At 70.3% G+C, this 17,076-nt stretch carries 20 protein-coding genes and 2 tRNA genes; 11 read left to right on the forward strand and 11 right to left on the reverse strand.

Annotated features, from left to right (window positions below):
* Window positions 1-14: 14 nt before the first annotated feature.
* From NT132_RS12160 to NT132_RS12170, 3 genes are all read right to left on the reverse strand, one after another.
* The gene (locus tag NT132_RS12160; protein ID WP_297789293.1) at window positions 15-494 is read right to left on the reverse strand and encodes a hypothetical protein; all 480 of its coding nucleotides are present in this window, start codon (window positions 492-494) and stop codon (window positions 15-17) included.
* Between the two features lie 31 nt (window positions 495-525).
* Entirely contained in the window at window positions 526-1,071 is a 546-nt protein-coding gene (gene ssb, locus NT132_RS12165; protein WP_297789296.1) for a single-stranded DNA-binding protein, read from the reverse strand.
* A gap of 162 nt (window positions 1,072-1,233) precedes the next feature.
* Window positions 1,234-2,658: a PLP-dependent aminotransferase family protein gene (locus NT132_RS12170; protein WP_297789299.1), complete on the reverse strand. Its 1,425-nt coding sequence runs from the start codon at window positions 2,656-2,658 to the stop codon at window positions 1,234-1,236.
* A gap of 61 nt (window positions 2,659-2,719) precedes the next feature.
* Here NT132_RS12170 and NT132_RS12175 point away from each other — a divergent pair, with 61 nt between their 5' ends.
* The 7 genes from NT132_RS12175 (at window position 2,720) to NT132_RS12205 (ending at window position 5,551) form a co-directional block, all read left to right on the forward strand.
* A complete protein-coding gene (locus tag NT132_RS12175; protein WP_297789302.1) occupies window positions 2,720-3,358 on the forward strand; it encodes a hypothetical protein in 639 nt (212 codons plus the stop codon).
* Window positions 3,349-3,424 (forward strand) — tRNA-Arg (locus NT132_RS12180). The genes NT132_RS12175 and NT132_RS12180 overlap by 10 nt, the downstream gene beginning before the upstream one ends.
* A 46-nt stretch (window positions 3,425-3,470) precedes the next feature.
* Window positions 3,471-4,094, forward strand: a complete 624-nt coding sequence (gene orn, locus NT132_RS12185; RefSeq protein WP_297789305.1) for an oligoribonuclease — start codon at window positions 3,471-3,473, stop codon at window positions 4,092-4,094.
* Between the two features lie 32 nt (window positions 4,095-4,126).
* A tRNA-His gene (locus tag NT132_RS12190) sits at window positions 4,127-4,202 on the forward strand.
* 208 nt (window positions 4,203-4,410) lie between these two features.
* Window positions 4,411-4,761, forward strand: a complete 351-nt coding sequence (locus NT132_RS12195; protein WP_297789309.1) for a metallopeptidase family protein — start codon at window positions 4,411-4,413, stop codon at window positions 4,759-4,761.
* Window positions 4,758-5,051: an ATP-dependent Clp protease adapter ClpS gene (clpS, locus tag NT132_RS12200; protein ID WP_297789311.1), complete on the forward strand. Its 294-nt coding sequence runs from the start codon at window positions 4,758-4,760 to the stop codon at window positions 5,049-5,051. The genes NT132_RS12195 and clpS overlap by 4 nt, the downstream gene beginning before the upstream one ends.
* Window positions 5,048-5,551, forward strand: coding sequence for a DUF2017 family protein (locus NT132_RS12205; protein ID WP_297789314.1), 504 nt, complete (start codon window positions 5,048-5,050; stop codon window positions 5,549-5,551). Before clpS ends, NT132_RS12205 begins: the two co-directional genes overlap by 4 nt.
* On the opposite strand, the gene NT132_RS12210 is transcribed toward NT132_RS12205, so the two are convergent.
* Genes NT132_RS12210 through NT132_RS12220 form a run of 3 tightly spaced genes read right to left on the reverse strand, consistent with a single transcriptional unit; the run spans window position 5,485 to window position 6,695 of the window.
* Window positions 5,485-6,093 (reverse strand): hypothetical protein, encoded by a 609-nt coding sequence (locus tag NT132_RS12210; protein ID WP_297789317.1) that lies wholly within the window; start codon window positions 6,091-6,093, stop codon window positions 5,485-5,487. The genes NT132_RS12205 and NT132_RS12210 overlap by 67 nt on opposite strands.
* Entirely contained in the window at window positions 6,090-6,410 is a 321-nt protein-coding gene (locus NT132_RS12215) for a hypothetical protein (protein ID WP_297789320.1), read from the reverse strand. Before NT132_RS12215 ends, NT132_RS12210 begins: the two co-directional genes overlap by 4 nt.
* Window positions 6,411-6,464: 54 nt before the next feature.
* A complete protein-coding gene (locus tag NT132_RS12220) occupies window positions 6,465-6,695 on the reverse strand; it encodes a hypothetical protein (protein WP_297789323.1) in 231 nt (76 codons plus the stop codon).
* 82 nt (window positions 6,696-6,777) lie between these two features.
* On the opposite strand from NT132_RS12220, the gene NT132_RS12225 reads away from it, so the two are divergent.
* On the forward strand, window positions 6,778-7,569 hold the full coding sequence (locus NT132_RS12225; protein WP_297789325.1) for an alpha/beta hydrolase: 792 nt from the start codon (window positions 6,778-6,780) through the stop codon (window positions 7,567-7,569).
* Entirely contained in the window at window positions 7,566-8,237 is a 672-nt protein-coding gene (locus tag NT132_RS12230; RefSeq protein ID WP_297789328.1) for an alpha/beta hydrolase, read from the forward strand. The genes NT132_RS12225 and NT132_RS12230 overlap by 4 nt, the downstream gene beginning before the upstream one ends.
* A gap of 7 nt (window positions 8,238-8,244) precedes the next feature.
* On the opposite strand, the gene dinB is transcribed toward NT132_RS12230, so the two are convergent.
* The 4 genes from dinB to gatC form a co-directional block, all read right to left on the reverse strand.
* The gene (gene dinB / locus NT132_RS12235; protein ID WP_297789331.1) at window positions 8,245-9,504 is read right to left on the reverse strand and encodes a DNA polymerase IV; all 1,260 of its coding nucleotides are present in this window, start codon (window positions 9,502-9,504) and stop codon (window positions 8,245-8,247) included.
* A 126-nt stretch (window positions 9,505-9,630) separates the two neighbouring features.
* A complete protein-coding gene (gatB, locus tag NT132_RS12240; protein WP_297789335.1) occupies window positions 9,631-11,145 on the reverse strand; it encodes an Asp-tRNA(Asn)/Glu-tRNA(Gln) amidotransferase subunit GatB in 1,515 nt (504 codons plus the stop codon).
* Window positions 11,145-12,656 (reverse strand): Asp-tRNA(Asn)/Glu-tRNA(Gln) amidotransferase subunit GatA, encoded by a 1,512-nt coding sequence (gene gatA / locus NT132_RS12245; RefSeq protein WP_297789338.1) that lies wholly within the window; start codon window positions 12,654-12,656, stop codon window positions 11,145-11,147. The genes gatB and gatA overlap by 1 nt, the downstream gene beginning before the upstream one ends.
* Complete coding sequence (gene gatC, locus NT132_RS12250) at window positions 12,653-12,952, reverse strand: Asp-tRNA(Asn)/Glu-tRNA(Gln) amidotransferase subunit GatC (protein ID WP_297789340.1); 300 nt, start codon at window positions 12,950-12,952, stop codon at window positions 12,653-12,655. Before gatC ends, gatA begins: the two co-directional genes overlap by 4 nt.
* Window positions 12,953-13,008: 56 nt before the next feature.
* Here gatC and NT132_RS12255 point away from each other — a divergent pair, with 56 nt between their 5' ends.
* Window positions 13,009-14,703, forward strand: coding sequence for a long-chain-fatty-acid--CoA ligase (locus NT132_RS12255; protein ID WP_297789343.1), 1,695 nt, complete (start codon window positions 13,009-13,011; stop codon window positions 14,701-14,703).
* 111 nt (window positions 14,704-14,814) lie between these two features.
* On the opposite strand, the gene NT132_RS12260 is transcribed toward NT132_RS12255, so the two are convergent.
* On the reverse strand, window positions 14,815-15,303 hold the full coding sequence (locus NT132_RS12260) for a DUF4262 domain-containing protein (RefSeq protein WP_297789345.1): 489 nt from the start codon (window positions 15,301-15,303) through the stop codon (window positions 14,815-14,817).
* Between the two features lie 182 nt (window positions 15,304-15,485).
* On the opposite strand from NT132_RS12260, the gene NT132_RS12265 reads away from it, so the two are divergent.
* Window positions 15,486-16,868 (forward strand): HNH endonuclease signature motif containing protein, encoded by a 1,383-nt coding sequence (locus tag NT132_RS12265; RefSeq protein ID WP_297789348.1) that lies wholly within the window; start codon window positions 15,486-15,488, stop codon window positions 16,866-16,868.
* Window positions 16,869-17,076 lie beyond the last annotated feature (208 nt).

Raw genomic sequence — 17,076 nt, forward strand, 5'->3', positions numbered from 1 at the left:
CCCGCCCGCCGCCGTCACCAATCGATCGGCCGGGTGTCGCCCAGCAGGCACGCCGTTCCGCCGAGCACCGCGGGTGCCACGGCGGTCACCGGCTCCCCCGTCGCGGGGCCCACCTGCCCGAGCAGACAGTCGGTGCCCCACAGCACCGAGAACTGGATGGTCTCGGCAGCGTTCCCGACGGTGGTCAGATCCTCGGTGACCTGCATCGCGGCCTTGTCGAATCCGCCCGCGACGAGCGCGTCGACGTACGCGCGGCCCGCGACCTGATCCGGTGAGGCCCACACCTGCTGCACGATCTGGGTGAAGTACGGCAGGTTGTCGGTCGCCGTACCGTCCGGCACGAGTGCGGGAGGTGCCGGCACCGTCTCGGTGGGTGTGGGTGTGGCCGACGCGGTCATCACCGGCGCCACTGGCGTCCCGGTGCACGCCGCGAGGGTCAGCGCGAGGGCCGCCGCGCCGATGAGCACGGCCGGGCGGATGCGGGAGGCGATCACGCTCCGAGTGTACGTGCCGCATCCGAGCTGCTCAGAACGGAACGTCGACCGGTTCCGGGGAGCCCTGTGGCACTGTCGCGGTCGCCCATGTGTCGGGTTCCGCGGCCGGCGCGCCCCAGTCTCCGGCAGTCACGGCAGGAGCCTCGTCCGCGGACCCCGCGCGGGCCGCATCCGTCTCCGCGGTCATACCTACGGCAGGTCCGCCCGCCGACGCCGCCCGCCGGGTGAAGGTCGTGGTGCCCCAGAGCAGGTCGTGCCCCACGGCGACCGCGTCGATCTCGAGCGTCACGCCGCGCTTGGTGTCCGTCTCCCATTCGCGAGCGCGAAGGCGCCCCGTCACGATCACCCGCTCCCCCCTGTGCAGCGACGCGTACGCGTGCTCGCCGAGCGCTCGCCAGACGTTCACACTGAACCAGTTCGTGTAGTCGTCGACCCACTCGCCCTTCTGTTTGTCGAATTTGCGGTGCGAGCTGCCGAGACGGAAGGACGTCACCGGTCCCGACGGTGTCTGCCGCTGATCGGGCGCGCCGCCCACGTTGCCGACGACGGTGACGATTTCATTCATGTTCATGGTCATGTCCCATTCCTCCGGATGCTGATGCGGATGCCGCGATGCCCGGGTGCCCGCCGGGCATCGCGGCTGACAGCAGCCTCTCGGCACCGCGGGTCGCGCCCCGCGAATACACCGGCATCCGTGGACGGCCCGGTGCCCGATCGGGCCTGGGGAGGAGAGGTCGTGTCAGACGACGGCGTCGAACCGGTCCATCAGGGCGGGCGCGGCACTCCCCTGCACCCGCGGCCAGACCCGGGCCAGCGCGTCGATCGCGCGCCGCAGATCGGCCGGAGTCGCGGTGAAGGGGATACGGAGATTTCGTTCGTAGCCGCCGTCAACCGAGAAGCGCGGGCCGGCCGAGAGGAGGACGCCCTCGTCGCGGACCGCCATCACCAACGCACCGGACAGCGGCGCGTCGAGCTCGACCCACAGGGAAACTCCGCCGTGAGCGTGCGGCACCCGCCACGCCGGTAACTGGCGCGCCAGGGCATCCACGGCCGCGTCGCGCCCCTCGCGCAGCTGCTGCGCGCGCTGCGCCACGATCTCCGGCATGCGCGGGAGGAGGGTGGCGACCACCGCCTGCTCCCACTCCGGGGTGCCCAGCTCGTGCGCGAAGCGCGCCGCGGTGAGCCGGCGGATGAGATCGGCACGGGCACGGATCCAGCCCACCCGCATCCCACCCCAGACGGTCTTACCGACGGAGCCGATGCGCACGACCTCGCCGAGCTCGACGCCGAAGGGGCCGGGCGCGACCGGGCGGTCGATGTCCAGGTCCGAGGTGGTGTCGTCGACGATGACGATCGTGCCGGCACGCATCGCCGCATCCGCGATCGTCGCGCGCTCGTGGGCGCTCATTGTCCGACCCGTCGGGTTCTGGAAGTCGGGCATGAGGTAGGCGAGCGTGGGCAGCACCCGTGAGAACGCCTGCTCCGCCCGGTCGAGGTCCCAGCCGTCGTCCGTTGTCACCGGAACGCCGACCAACCGGGCCCCCGCCCGGCGGAACGCCTCGGCGGCGTGCGGGTAGGTGGGCGACTCGATGAGGACACGGTCACCGCGACCCACGAGGACACTGGCAAGCAGGTGGATGGCGCTCTGGGCCCCGTTGGTGATCATGACCTCGGCGGGTTCGGTCGGCACCCCTGCCTCGGTGTAACGCCGGGCGATGGCCTCCCGCAGTGCCGGGGAGCCGACGACGTCGTAGCCGGGCCGGGCGAGGAGCGAGGAGGCGGTGCCCGCCACCTCCGCCATGACCCCGGCCAGTCCCGGCCAGGCGGCCGGGCTGGCCTGCTGCAGGTCGATGGCGTCGGGGTCGCTCACGGTGGTGCGGGCGGACGCGGGCGACCCGAGTGCCTGCGTGACACTGCCCGATCCGCGCAGGCTCTCGATGTGCCCGGTGTCGCGGAGGCTCCGATACGACGCGGTGACGGTGGTGCGACTGAGCCCCAGCGCGACCGCCAGTTCCCGTTCGGCGGGCAGCGCCGTGTTCGGGGCGATGCGGTTGTCGAGCAGAAGCAGCCGGATGGCGTCCGCCAATGCCTCGTACGCGGGTTCGCGGGTGCGCCACCCGCCCAACAGCGAGGTGAGGGCGCGGGCGGAGAGACGGGAGTCCATGCGGCCACAATAGGCGAATTGGCCTCTACAGATAAAGCCACGGCTGGGATTGGATATCTCCATGTCCCGCCGCATCCTTCAGCTCCTCGCCGGGCTCCCCCTGTACGGAATCGGCTGCGCCCTCACGGTCGTCGCCGGACTCGGCGTGGACCCGTGGACCGTGCTCGCTCAGGGCGTCGCGCGGCAGACCGGCATCGGGATCGGCTGGGTCGTCAACGGGATCGGACTGGTCGTGATGCTGCTGTGGATCCCGTTGCGGCAGCGGCCGGGCATCGGCACCCTCGCGAACATCCTGCTCGTCGGGACGTCCATGCAGGCGGCGCTGTGGGTCCTCCCCTCGGTCGATGGATTCGTGCTGCGCCTGCTCGTGCTCCTCGCCGGCATCGTGTGCGTGGCGATCGCCAGCGGCCTATACATCGGCGCGCGGTTCGGCGCCGGCCCCCGCGACGGGCTGATGACGGGCACCACCAGCCGGTTCGGCTGGCCGACCTGGGTGGCGCGGGCCACGGTCGAGCTCACCGTCCTGCTCGCCGGATGGCTGCTGGGCGGCGACGTGGGGATCGGCACCGTGCTGTTCGCCGCACTGATCGGACCCCTCGTGCACCTCAGCCTGCCCGTACTGGATACGCGCCGCACCGCGCCGGTCCGCGGGCACCGGCCGAATGCCACCGGTACGCTGGAACCACACCTCCCCTCGTAGCTCAGTGGATAGAGCAGGAGCCTTCTAATCTCTTGGTCGGGCGTTCGAGTCGCCCCGAGGGGACCAGCACCGGATCGGCGACGACGTCCGGGGCCGCGACTAAGCTGACGGCATGAGTGGCACTGAAGGCGATCGGCTCGTCTGGATCGACTGTGAAATGACCGGCCTCGACCTCGAGGTGGACCAGCTCGTGGAGATCGCCGTGGTGGTGACCGACTTCGAGCTGAACGTCCTCGACGACGGGTTCCAGGTCGTGATCAACCCCGACCCGTCGGCGCTCGAGCACATGAACGATTTCGTCACTCAGATGCACCGCACCTCGGGGCTGCTCGAAGAGATCCCGGGCGGCGTGTCGGTTGCGGAGGCCGAGTTCCAGGCGCTGGAGTACATCCAGCGGTTCGTGCCCATCGAGGGCAAGGCGCCACTGGCGGGCAACACCATCGGCACCGACCGCATGTTCCTCGCGCGCTACATGCCGCGCCTCGACCGCTGGCTGCACTACCGGAACGTCGACGTGTCCAGCATCAAAGAGCTGTCGCGCCGCTGGTACCCGCGCGTCTACTTCAATGCGCCGGCCAAGAACGGCGGCCACCGTGCGCTCGCCGACATCCGCGAGTCGATCCGGGAGCTGGCCTACTACCGTGAGGCCGTTTTCGTCGCCGCGCCCGGACCCTCCACCGACGATGCTCGCGCGACCGCTGCCTCCGTCGTGTCGTCGTTCGCCCCAACTATGTGACAGAATTGTCTGGTTGCCCGGAAGGGCACATGGTGGCTATAGCTCAGTTGGTAGAGCACCGCGTTGTGGTCGCGGGGGTCGCGGGTTCAAGCCCCGTTAGCCACCCCACTTCGTCCCCGGCAGGAACACCGCGCCGGGGACGATCGCTTTCCGGGACATCCGCCGCGACACGTCATCCCGAGAACCGGGCACGCATCGTTTCGCGGTAGTTTTAGGTCACCCCCGAAACCGACGACGAGGACCTCGCGCCGGACCGGCCCCGTCGCGACTCGCCCCCACCACGCGGCACCTCCCGCCCCACCGAACCGGATGCACGATGATCGACATGGATGCGGACACGTTCGAATCCCTCGTGCTGGCCGAGCTCGACACCCTCCCCGACGAGATGGTCGACGGCCTCGATAACGTCGTCTTCGTCGTCGAAGACCGCCCGGAGGACGGCAGTCTCGACTTGTTCGGCGTCTACGACGGCTGGGCGCTCACTGAGCGCGACCGCTACGGCATGGGCGAGCTGCCGGACCGCATCGTGGTCTACCGCGAGCCGCACCTGCACGCCTGCGATGACGCCGAGGCGCTCCGCACCGAGGTGCACACCACCCTCGTCCACGAGATCGCGCATTTCTACGGCATCGACGATGCGCGGCTGCACGAGCTGGGGTGGGCATGACCCCCATCGCTGCTCCCCGCGAAGTCCTCGGAACCGACGAGGCAACCTCGATCGGCGCGCCCTGGCAGACCGTGGTCTGGAACGACCCGGTGAATCTCATGAGTTACGTGGTGCACGTTTTCCGCACCTATTTCGCCTTTCCGGAGGATGTCGCCCGGCGTCTCATGCTCGCCGTGCACGAGCAGGGTCACGCCGTCGTCGCCGAGGGCGCGCGCGAGCAGATGGAACTGCACGCGCAGGCCATGCACGACTACGGCCTGTGGGCGACGGTGCGGCGGGTGCCGTCGTGACCGAGTCGACCGTGGTGATGGAGATCACTCGCATCGAGGCGCTCCACCTCCGGGAGCTCGTGGCGCAGTTCGTCGACCTGCTGTCGGAAGGCCCCGGGAGCGACGACCCCGCTCTCGCCCGCATGACACCGAATGCCTACCCGGATGACCCGGATGCGGCGCGCGACTTCCGATCCGTGACCGAGCGCGACCTGCTGCGGCGACGCACCGACGACGCCGGTGCCGTGCTCGCCGACCTCACGGTGGCCGGGGACGTGTCCGAGGTCACCGACCTGTCCATGGAAGAGGCCGTGTCGGAGCTCGTGATCGTGCTGGAGCCGGACCGGGCCGCATCCTGGATGCGCACCCTGGCAGCGCTCCGTCTCGTGCTGGCATCCCGGCTCGGCGTCGTCACCGAGGACGACATCGACGATGCGGACCCGCGGTTCGGGGTCTACGAATGGCTGGGGTACCGGCTCGAGGGACTTGTCACCGCGATGGACGGCTCAGCCACGTCGTAGACGTAGCGGGCGAGGGCCCTCGGGTCATGTTCCTCGATATGACGCTGCTCCTGCGCAGCCCACCGGTCCCAGTGCGGCGCGTAGGTCTCTCCGTCCCGCGCCAGTGCGCGGTCGCGGCGCAGCGCGGTCGGCGCGTCCAGCCACACCGTGACATCCGCCAGCGGCGCCGTTGACGGGGTGACCGACCCCGCGCCCTCGACGATCAGCGGCGTGCCCGCGGCGAGTTCGTGCGCCTCCGCGAAGGACCCGGCCTCCCAGTCCCAGCGCAGCCAGCTCCCCGGCTCTCCCGCGGCCCGTGGCGCGAGGATGTCCGTGGCAAGGATCCCGGATGCTGCGGCGAGGCCGTCCCAGCCCGGATAGATGTCGTCCATCGCCAGTAGCTCGGTGCCGGGGGTCTGCAGCATCCGGGCGAGTGTGGACTTGCCGGACCCGCTGCGTCCGTCGATGAGGACGAGCGGGTCGGCGCGGTCGATGTCTGCGACAGCCGCACGCAGCTCCGCCGCGATGCGGCTCAGCGCACCGAGGTCGGGCGCGTCGGTCACTTCTTGAGCGCGCGGATCACACGACTCAACGTGCGACCTGCCACCCAGGCGAACGGGATGGCGACCGCGAGGAACGCGACGATGTTGGGCTCGAAGCGGAGGTCGTCGCCCTTGCGCACATAGGCGCCGAGCGGGATGACGTACCCGCCACCGCCACCGCCGGCGTTGCCGGACTCGTCCGACCCGCCGCCGAAACCGCTCCAGGAGAGGGCGACCGGGATGAACCGGATGCCGTCGACATCCTGCTGCTCGCCGTACGCCGTGGTGACGCCGAAGGAGGCCGTCTGCTTGCCGAGATCGAGAACGAAGTTGGACATGGGTCCACGGTACCGAGGTCCGCGGCGCCGCGATACCGGGCTTGACGCGTCAGGTCAGAGCCGTCGCGCGTTCCCCACGATCGCCAATCGTGCCAGCACGACGCCGCCGACGAACCCCAGGAGGCATCCCACCGCTCCGGCGATCAGGATCGGGTGCCCGTCGTTCAGTATCCCGATGAGGCACGCGACGAAGCCGAAGCCCGAGGCGACGATGATCACCGCCGCCCACACCGCGATGAGAACGCGCTTGACGATGATATCCGGATCACGCGGGGGCGTCGACACGCGCCCAGCATAGAAGCGCGCACACGGCGAGGCGCAAGGCAATCCTCTCGGCGCGTCGCGGGCGACTGGATACGGTGAACCGATGTCCGCTCCCGCTCGCTCCCTCGCCGTCCCCCGAAGCGTGCAGGTCGGCGGTCTCACCTACCGGGTGCACGGCTCTCCTGCCCCGGATGCGGCCCGCCTGCCGATCGTGCTCGTCCACGGCATCGGAATGTCCCACCGCTACCTGGCTCGGCTGCACCGTGAGCTCACTCGCGACCGCGCGGTGTTCTCCCTCGACCTGCCCGGTTTCGGTGGACTCCCCCGGCCGAGACACGACGCATCCGTCCCAGAGATCGCGCGGGGACTCGCCGAGGTCGTCGAGTCGCTGAGCGACGGGCCGGTGATCCTCGTCGGCCAGTCCATGGGCTCCCAATGGGTCGTGGAACTCGCCCGGCAGCGCCCCGACCTGGTGTCGTCCGTCGTCGTGATCGGGCCGGTCGTCGACGTCCGGCATCGCACGGCCGCCGCGCAGATGCGAGCGCTCGCCATCGATACGTTCGTCGAGCGCCCCACCACGAACGCAATCCTCATCGCCGACTACCTGCGCTGCGGTGTGCCGTGGTACCTCGCTCAACTGCGGCACATGCTCCGCTACCGGATCGAGGACGCCGTCGGCGAGCTCACGATGCCGCTGCTGGTCCTCCGCGGCTCCCGCGACCCGATCGCGAGCACCGACTGGTGCCGGATGCTGCGGGACCGGGCAGGCGACAGCGCGTTCGCCACCATCCCCGGCGGGCCTCATAACGTGCAGCGCACGGCGCCCCGCGCGACCGCGTCCGCCATCCGGGCCTATGTGGAAGTGATGGCCGTCCCGGGACGGCGCGAACGGTGAGCAGTGCCCTCCGTCGCCTCGGCTGGTGGGCACAGGACTATGTGTACGCCGGCGTCCGCCAGCTGGCCGCGGTGGTCGACGGCGCGGATGCGGCGGACCTGGGGAGAGGCACCGGGTCGCCGGTCCTGTTGCTTCCCGGTGTCTACGAATCGTGGCGGTTCCTGCATCCCCTCGCCCGCGTCCTGCACGCCGACGGGCACCCGGTCCATGTGATCGAGCCGCTGCGCCACAACCGTCACCCCGTGACCGACAGCGCGGAGCAGGTGAGCGCCTACCTGTCCGCGCAGGACCTCACCGACGTGACCATCGTGGCGCACAGCAAGGGTGGGCTGATCGGCAAGGAGGTCATGCTCGGCACCGCGGGGCACCGCATCCGCGCCATGGTGGCGATCGCCACACCCTTCGGTGGCTCGCGTTACGCGCGCTACCTCGTCGGCCGGAGTCTGCGGATCTTCTCCCCACGGGATGCGACGATCCTGCGCCTGACGCGCGAGACGACGGTGAACGAGCGCATCGTGTCCGTGTACGGCGTGTTCGATCCGCACATCCCGGAGGGCAGCGTGCTCCCCGGGGCGCGCAACGTGCAGATCCCGACCGGCGGCCATTTCCGCATCCTCGCGCATCCGCAGGTGCAGGCCGAGATCGAGCGCGTGCTTCACGCCGGCTGAGCCCGCGTCAGTGATCCATTCGCGGCGGACGCGGATGCGAGGGGAGCGAGCTGCCGGTGCGTACGCCGCCGAGGAGCGCCGCGCGGGTCACGGCACCGCGGCCGAACCGCTCCGCGGCCCCGTCGAGCGCCTCTTCGACCCGGCGCCACTCGGCATCGTCGTCCCAGAGGGTGGCGAGGCCCGCCGTGGGGCGGAGCGACTCGGCCCGGACGCCCACGAGTCGCACCGGCAACGGCCGTTCCAGGGCGTCGAACAGATCGATGGCGGCGTCGCCGATGCGCTGGCCGACCGAGGTCGGCTCCGGCAGGGTCACGCTGCGGCTGATCGTGCGGAAGTCGGAATAGCGGATCTTGATGGCGACCGTGGCGGCCTCGGCGCCGTGGGCGCGCAGTCGCGCGCCGGTGCGATCGGCGAGACGGCGGAGCTCCACCTTCAGCGCCGCATCATCGTCGACGTCGGTCTCGAACGTCTCCTCGTGGCCGATGCTCTTCTCGGTGCGTTCGGTGACGATCTCGCGGGCGTCGATACCGCGCGCGAGCTGCCACACCCGCTCCCCCATCGCAGGCCCCAGCGCACGGTCGAGCGACGGACGCGGCGTGGCGAGGATGTCGCCGATGGTGCGGATGCCGCGCGACTCCAGCGCCTCGGCGGACTTCGGCCCGACGCCCCAGAGAGCGCGGACCGAGCGGGGCGCGAGGAACGCCTGGGTGTCGGCCGCCGCGATGATGAGCAGCCCGTCGGGTTTGCTGAGCGTCGACGCCATCTTGGCGACGTGCTTGGTCGCGGCTCCCCCGACGCTGCAGGTCAGACCGGTCTGGTCGCGGACGCGGCTGCGCAGCATCCGGGCGATCTCGGTCGGGGTGCCCCAGAGGCGCCGAACGCCCCGCACGTCGAGGAACGCCTCGTCGATCGACAGCGGTTCGACGAGCGGCGTGATGTCGTGGAACACCGCCATCACCTGGCGGGACAGCTCCACATACCGGTCGAAGTGAGGCCGGACGACGATCGCGGTCGGGCAGAGGCGCAGCGCCTGCGAGACCGGCATGGCGGAGCGGACGCCGTAGCGGCGGGCCTCGTACGAGGCGCTGGAGACGACGCTTCGACCCTCGGGTGCCCCGATGATGATCGGTTTTCCGGCGAGTGACGGGTCATCGAGCACTTCGGCGGAGGCGTAAAACGCATCCATGTCGACGTGCAGGATCCCCGCACCGGTGTCGTCGGCACCCGCCGCCGACACGATGCGTCCGCTCCCGTCCGTCCGTCCCACGTCCCCATCCTCCCCCGCCCCGCCGACACCGCGGCGGTCCTCTGACGCCGAAACTGCATCTGCGCGCCGAAACTGCGGAGTTACCCCGCTGTCTCGGCGCGCAGATGCAGTCTCGCGGTCAGGGAATTACTGGGCGGCGCGCTCCAGGATCAGTTCGCGGACGCGAGCGGCGTCGGCCTGACCCTTCATCGCCTTCATCACTGCGCCGATCACGGCGCCGGCGGCCTGCACCTTGCCGTCCTGAATCTTCGCGAGCACGTCGGGCTGCGCTGCCAGGGCCTCGTCGATCGCGGCGATCAGCGCACCGTCGTCGGATACGACGGCGAGCCCGCGGGCGTCGACGACCTGCTGCGGCGTGCCCTCGCCGGCGATGACTCCCTCGAGCACCTGGCGTGCCAGCTTGTCGGTGAGCGTGCCGGCCTCGACCAGCAGCTGGAGCGCGGCGACATCGGCGGGCGAGACGAGATCGGACGCCTCGCGACCCTCGGCGTTCGCGACGCGGGCGATCTCCCCGGTCCACCACTTGCGGGCGGATGCGGGGCTCGCACCGGCCGCGATGGTGGCCTCCACCTCGGCGAGGATGCCGCCGTTGGCGACGTCCTGGAACTCCAGGTCGGTAAAGCCCCACTCGCCCTTCAGGCGACGGCGGCGGGCGACCGGGGGCTCCGGCAGCTCGGCGCGGAGCTGCTCGATAAGGGCGGGTGCGGGGACGACGGGCAGCAGATCAGGCTCCGGGAAGTACCGGTAGTCGTCCGCGTCCGACTTGGGACGGCCGGGAGAGGTCATCCCGGTGTCTTCATGCCAGTGGCGGGTCTCCTGCGTGATCGTGCCGCCGGCGGCGAGGATCGCCGCCTGCCGCTGGATCTCGTATCGCACCGCGCGCTCCACCGAACGCATCGAGTTGACGTTCTTGGTCTCGGTGCGCGTGCCGAGCTTCTCCTGGCCGCGGGGCCGGATCGAGACGTTCGCGTCACAGCGGAGGTTCCCCCGCTCCATCCGCGCCTCCGAGATACCGAGGGAGCGCACGATGTCCCGGATCGTGGACACGTACGCCTTGGCGATCTCCGGGGCACGGTGCTCGGCGCCGAGAATCGGCTTCGTGACGATCTCGACGAGCGGCACGCCGGCGCGGTTGTAGTCGACGAGCGAGTACTCGGCACCCTGGATACGGCCGGTGGAACCGCCCATGTGGGTGAGCTTGCCCGCGTCCTCCTCCATGTGCGCGCGCTCGATCGGCACGTCGATGATGGTGCCGTCGGAGAGCTCGATCTGCACCTCACCCTCGAACGCGATCGGCTCGTCGTACTGCGAGATCTGGTAGTTCTTGCCGAGGTCCGGGTAGAAGTAGTTCTTCCGCGCGAACCGGCTCCACGGCGCGATCGAGCAGCCGAGCGCGAGGCCCAGGCTGATCGAGTAGCGCACGGCCTGCTCGTTGACGACCGGCAGCGAGCCCGGCAGTCCCATGTCGACGGGACGGACGAGGGTGTTCGGGCCGGCGGTGTGGTTGGCCGGGTCGGCCGGGTTCGGCGCCGACGAGAACATCTTCGTCTTGGTGTTGAGTTCGACGTGCACTTCGAAGCCGAGCACGGGCTCGAAAAGCTCGAGTGCGGCGTCGAAGTCCATCAGCTTGTCCTTGGCCATCAGCGGACCTCTCCGAGCTTCGGTGCGCGATCCAGCAACGGACCGCCCCAGGAATCCTCCAGCAGTGCTTCCAGCGCCGCGCCCACCCGGTAGAGACGGGCGTCCTCGCGGACGGGCGCCAGGAACTGGATGCCGACCGGGAGGCCGTCGTCGGCCGACAGGCCCGACGGGATCGAGATGCCGGGGACGCCGGCGAGATTCGCCGGGATGGTGGTGACGTCGTTCAGGTACATCTGCAGCGGGTCGTCGATCTTCTCGCCCAGACGGAACGCGGTGGTGGGCGCCGTGGGCGTCGCGATGACGTCGACCTTCTCGAACGCCTCGGTGAAGTCGCGCTGGATGAGCGTGCGCACCTTCTGCGCGGAGCCGTAATAGGCGTCGTAGTATCCCGCGGACAGCGCGTAGGTGCCGAGGATGATCCGTCGTTTGACCTCGTCGCCGAAGCCGGCGTCGCGGGTCGCAGCCATGACATCCTCGACGGTGCCGCCGGGGACGTTCACCCGCATCCCGAACCGGACGGAGTCGAACTTCGCCAGGTTGCTGGACGCCTCCGCGGGGAGGATGAGGTAGTACGCGGCGACGCCGTACTCAAAGTGCGGGGCGCTGATCTCGACGATCTCGGCGCCCTGCGCGGCCATCGCGTCGAGCGAGGCGCGGAAGGATGCGGAGACCCCGGGCTGGAACCCGCTGTCGGGCAGCTCCGTGATGACGCCGACCTTCAGCCCCTTGAGCACCTCTCCGCGGGCGCCCTCACGGGCGGCGGCGGCGAACGACGGCCATGCCTCGTCCAGCGAGGTGGAATCGTGCGGGTCGTGCCCGGCGATGACGTCGTGCAGGAGCCCCCCATCCAGGACGGACCGGGTGACGGGTCCCACCTGGTCGAGGCTGGAGGCGAGGGCGATCGCGCCGTAGCGGCTCACGCCGCCGTAGGTGGGCTTGATGCCGACGGTGCCGGTGACGTGCGCGGGCTGACGGATCGACCCACCGGTGTCGGAGCCGAGCGCGAGAGGCGCCTCGAACGCGGCGACGGCCGCGGCAGACCCACCGCCCGATCCGCCGGGGATGCGGTCGAGGTCCCACGGGTTGTGCGTCGGGCCGTACGCGGAGTGTTCGGTGGAGGAGCCCATCGCGAACTCGTCCATGTTCGTCTTGCCGAGCGGCACGAGACCGGCGGCGCGGGAGCGCGCGACGACGGTGGCGTCGTAGGGAGACATGTACCCCTCGAGGATCCTCGATCCGCTGGTGGAGGGCATGTCGGTCGTGACGAGCACGTCCTTGATCGCGAGCGGCACACCGGCGACCGGGCCGAGTTCTTCCCCGGCGGCGCGACGGCGGTCGATGTCGGCGGCGGCCTGGAGGGCGTGCTCACTGACGTGCAGGAAGGCGTGGACGTCGCCGTCGACGGCGGCGATGCGGTCGAGGTGCGCCTGCGTGGCCTCGACGCTCGACACCTCGCGGGAGGCGAGCTTCGCGGCAAGGTCCGCCGCGCTCAGGCGGGTGAGGTCGGTCACTGCTCTTCTCCCAGGATCGCGGTCACGCGGAAGCGGTCGTCCGCTGCATCCGGGGCGTTCTGCAGCACCTCGGCCACCGTGAGGGGCGTGCCGACGACGTCGGCGCGGTAGACGTTCTCCAGCGGGACGGGGTGGCTCGTCGCGGGCACATCGGGCGTCGCCACCTCCGAGACCTTGGCGATGTTGTCGACGATCGCGTCGAGCTGACCGGTCAGGCGCTCGACTTCGGCATCGTCCAAGCGGATGCGGGCGAGCACGCCGAGATGGCGCACGAGTTCTGGGGTGATTTCAGACACCGGACAAGTCTACGGTTCGCCGGTCCCCGCCACGGGCGCGCGGATAGGCTGAGCGCGTGACGTCCTACGACCCGCCGCGCCCCTGGACCCGCAGCTACGCCGAGGGGGTGCCGGCAGATCTCGATCCCGTGACGGGCTGTCTCACCGATCTGGTGGCGGCCTCCGCCCGCGACTACCCGGACGCCCCGGCGCTCGAGTTCTTCGGCCGCGTCACCACGTACCGCACGATGCAGGACCAGATCGACCGCGTCGCCGCCGCTCTCCACGACCGCGGGGTGCGCGCGGGCGACACCGTCGCGATCGTGCTGCCGAACTGCCCGCAGCACATCGTCGCGTTCTACGCGGTGCTGCGGCTCGGCGCCATCGCCATCGAGCACAACCCGCTCTACACGCCGCGAGAACTGCGCAAGCAGTTCGAGGACCACGGCGCGAAGACGGCGATCGTATGGAGCAACGTCGTCGCCACGGTGCAGGAGTTCCCCCGCGACCTCGCGGTGAGGAACCTGATCTCGGTCGATGTCGTGGAGGCGATGCCCGCGGTGATGCGGCTCGCCCTGCGGCTGCCGGTGCCGAAGCTCCGCGAGTCGCGTGCCGCGCTCACCACCCGGGTCCGCAACGTCACGCCCTGGAAGGCGCTGACCGCCCACGCACCGCTTCCCGCTTCCCACCCGAAGCCGGCCACCGACGATCTGGCGATCATCCAGTACACGAGCGGCACCACGGGCACGCCGAAAGGCGCGGCGCTCACCCACCGCAACCTGTTGTCGAATGCGGCGCAGGCGCGGGCGTGGGTCCCCACCATCACGCGGGGTGAGGGATGCGTCGTCTACGCCGTCCTGCCGATGTTCCATGCGTACGGACTGACCCTGTGCCTGACGTTCGCGATGTCGATGGGGGCGCGGCTCGTGCTCTTCCCGAAGTTCGACGCCGACATGGTGCTGAGGGTGACCCGGAAGCATCCCGCGACCTTCCTGCCGCTCGTCCCGCCGATCGCGGCGCGCTTGCTCGCCCGCTCGCAGGAGACCGGCATCCCGATCGCCGGCACCGGGATCGCGATCTCCGGCGCCATGGCACTCGACGACGAACTCGTCGTGCCGTTCGAGCAGGCGTCCGGCGGGTACCTCGTCGAGGGGTATGGCCTCAGCGAGTGCTCCCCCGTTCTCATGGCGAACCCGGTCGCCGACAACCGTGTCGCCGGATCCGTCGGGCTGCCGCTGCCGGGCACCGAGTGCATCGTCGTCGACCCGGAGGAGCCCACCCGCATCCTCGGCCCGGGCGAGCCCGGCGAACTGCTCGTCCGCGGCCCGCAGGTGTTCTCCGGCTACTACGGCAAGCCCGAAGAGACGGATGCGGTGTTCGTCGGCGACTGGTTCCGCACCGGCGACATCGTCTCGATCGACGAGGACGGATTCGTCCGGATCGTCGACCGCATCAAGGAGCTCATCATCACGGGCGGATTCAACGTCGCCCCGACCGAGGTCGAGAACACGCTGCGTCAGCACCCGGATGTCGCGGATGTCGCCGTCGTCGGACTGCCGAGCGCACACTCCGGCGAGGACGTGGTCGCCGCAGTGGTCCCCCGGCCCGGTGCGACGATCGACCCGGAGGCGGTGCGCGCCTACGCACGCTCAGTCCTGACGCCATACAAGGTGCCCCGCCGCGTGGTGGTCGTCGACGACCTGCCCCGGTCGCTGATCGGCAAGGTGCTGCGGCGTCAGGTGCGCGACGCGCTGCTCGCCGAGCAGGGCTGAACCGCTCCGACGCGTGCCCGGGCGCGACCCCGCGCTCACGCGTGCCCTCCGAGCTCACGCGTGCCCTCTCGGCTTACGCGCCTTCTCCGAGCTCACGCGTCTTCTCCGGACTCACGCGCGGAACCGGCCGGGCCGCGGCTGTCGCCATGCCGGCCGGGCATAGCCCTTTTGCCACGGGTAGCGCCCGGCGTCGTCGGCGTGTGTGAGCTGGAAGACGGGAACCGAAGCCTCGGCCGGTCGTTGGTAGTACCGGTTCGCCGCGAACACGATCTCGCCCGGGTTCGTCACCTCCTCGAGGATGAACGGTTTCTCGCCACCCTCCCGCTCGATCTCCTGTTGCGGCAACAGGTTTGCACCCGACCAGACATCCTCGGCGAGGCGATTGAGCACGCCGGCCGCGGACCCCGGGCTGAGGTCGAAGATCAGCAATTCCGGATGCCTCAGGCCGAACAGCCCCACGGTGTACGCGAATGCGGGGAGCCGCCGCCGAGGTTCGCCGTGCACGTACTCGATGTACACGCCGTACTGGCGGATGATCTGCGCGGTGCGCTCGTCCTCCTGGTCGAGCCACGCTTGCACGTCGGGGGGAAGAAGTGTCATGGTGCCTTTCCTTTCGTCGATGCGGGGAGACTAGAACATACGTTCGACATTGCGCTCGAACGACCTGCGCGGTGCGATGTCGGAGCCCCGGCGTAGCGTTGTCGTCATCAGGAAACACCGCACATGTGCCCACTTCGTGCGACCCGGATGCTGCGTTGGACGCAGTGTGATGGAGGAACGATATGGGGCACGCAGCGACGGCCGAAGACCGTGGGTGGTCGGGGTTGGATGCGCTGGTGACGCAGATGGTGCAGGCGCGCCGGCAGGTCGCGGCAGCGCAGGCGCGCGAGTCGCGGTTGCTGGCCGATGCCGTGGATCTGATGCTGGCGCGGCAGGAGGATCTGCGCGCAACGGGAGGTCGCCGGAGTGCAGCGGATCTGCCGTTGCGGGAGTTGGCGGCGGAGCTGGGCGCGGCGATGCGGCTCAGTGACCGGTCGGTGCAGCGGCGGTTGGGCGACGCGGCGACGCTCGTCACCGGCTTCCCCGAGACGTTCGCGGCGTGGCAGTCGGGGGAGATCGACGCGGGTCATGTCACCGCGATCGTCGATGCGGGCCTGCCGTTATCGTCGGCGCGTCGGGCGCGATTCGAGGAACTCGCGCTCGCCGCTGCGCGTGCCGAGGCGGCGGGGCGGATGCCGGACATCGCCCGCGTGATCGCCGCCCGCGTCGACCCGGACGGTGCGGCGGAACGCATCCGGGAGCGGCAGTCGGAGCGGCGGGTGCGGGTGATCGACCTGGACGACGGCATGGCGCGCCTTCTCGCCGACCTTCCCGCGACGCTCGCGCACGCGATCCATGACCGGCTCACCCGGATGGCCATCACCGTCCGCGACGGCGACAACCACGGCGACGCCCACGCCGCAGCCCCTGACGGAACCGACGTGTCCGACGCACCGACCGTCGTCACCGGTGGCCGACCCGCCGGGGAGAACGACCCGGCCGGTGACACAGGCGGTGACCCGGCCGGTGACACTCGTGGGATCGATCAGGTCCGCGCCGACATCCTCACCGACCTGCTCCTCGGCGGCGCACCCGTCGCGCACGGCGATGGTCTGGCCGCGATCACCGGACACGTGCAGGTCACCATCCCCGCCTGCACCCTCGCCGGGGCGGGCACGGAACCCGCCCTGCTCGCCGGGCACGGCCCCATCGACACCGACACCGCCCGATCCCTCGCCGGCACGATGCCCGGCTGGGACCGCCTGTTCACCGACCCCCACACTGGCCTCGTCCTTACCGTCGACCGCTACCGGCCCAGCGAAGCAATCACACGCTACCTCCGCGCCCGCGACGAACGCTGCCGCTTCCCCGGCTGCCGCCGACAAGCCCGCGGATGCGACCTCGACCACACCATCGACGCCGCCCTCGGCGGCGCAACCTGCACCCACAACCTGTGCCACCTCTGCCGACGCCACCACACCCTCAAACACAACACCGCCTGGCAGATCCGCCAACTCCAGGGCGGCATCATCGAATGGCGAAGCCCCCTCGGCCGCACCTACCGCGACCACCCACCCGCCACCGTCACCTTCGTCCCCACCACCGTCGACCCGCCACCGTTCTGAGGAACAGGATCTCGGGCATGAGCGCGCCCCCCTTGAGGACAGTGCCCACCCTTCGGAGGACAGGATCCCGGTCAAGTCCCGCGTCGTGGTGTCATTCCGTTGTTCCCTGATGGTGGGTGGTGGTCAGGCGGTGAGGTAGAGCTCGGGGCGTGCGGGTTCGGCGGTCTCTTGGAGGGTGTGGACGAGTTTGCGCATGGAGATGTCGGAG

Source organism: Microbacterium sp., from assembly GCF_026393345.1.
Lineage (GTDB): Bacteria > Actinomycetota > Actinomycetes > Actinomycetales > Microbacteriaceae > Microbacterium.

Bases quoted from the DNA above. Each gene is read 5' to 3' on its own strand.
- NT132_RS12265 (WP_297789348.1), top strand. From the start codon at position 15,486: ATGGGGCACGCAGCGACGGCCGAAGACCGTGGGTGGTCGGGGTTGGAT.
- gatB (WP_297789335.1), bottom strand. From the start codon at position 11,145: ATGGCCAAGGACAAGCTGATGGACTTCGACGCCGCACTCGAGCTTTTC.
- ssb (WP_297789296.1), bottom strand. From the start codon at position 1,071: ATGACCATGAACATGAATGAAATCGTCACCGTCGTCGGCAACGTGGGC.
- NT132_RS12175 (WP_297789302.1), top strand. From the start codon at position 2,720: ATGTCCCGCCGCATCCTTCAGCTCCTCGCCGGGCTCCCCCTGTACGGA.
- NT132_RS12170 (WP_297789299.1), bottom strand. From the start codon at position 2,658: ATGGACTCCCGTCTCTCCGCCCGCGCCCTCACCTCGCTGTTGGGCGGG.
- clpS (WP_297789311.1), top strand. From the start codon at position 4,758: ATGACCCCCATCGCTGCTCCCCGCGAAGTCCTCGGAACCGACGAGGCA.
- NT132_RS12260 (WP_297789345.1), bottom strand. From the start codon at position 15,303: ATGACACTTCTTCCCCCCGACGTGCAAGCGTGGCTCGACCAGGAGGAC.
- NT132_RS12225 (WP_297789325.1), top strand. From the start codon at position 6,778: ATGTCCGCTCCCGCTCGCTCCCTCGCCGTCCCCCGAAGCGTGCAGGTC.
- orn (WP_297789305.1), top strand. From the start codon at position 3,471: ATGAGTGGCACTGAAGGCGATCGGCTCGTCTGGATCGACTGTGAAATG.
- NT132_RS12195 (WP_297789309.1), top strand. From the start codon at position 4,411: ATGATCGACATGGATGCGGACACGTTCGAATCCCTCGTGCTGGCCGAG.
- NT132_RS12215 (WP_297789320.1), bottom strand. From the start codon at position 6,410: ATGTCCAACTTCGTTCTCGATCTCGGCAAGCAGACGGCCTCCTTCGGC.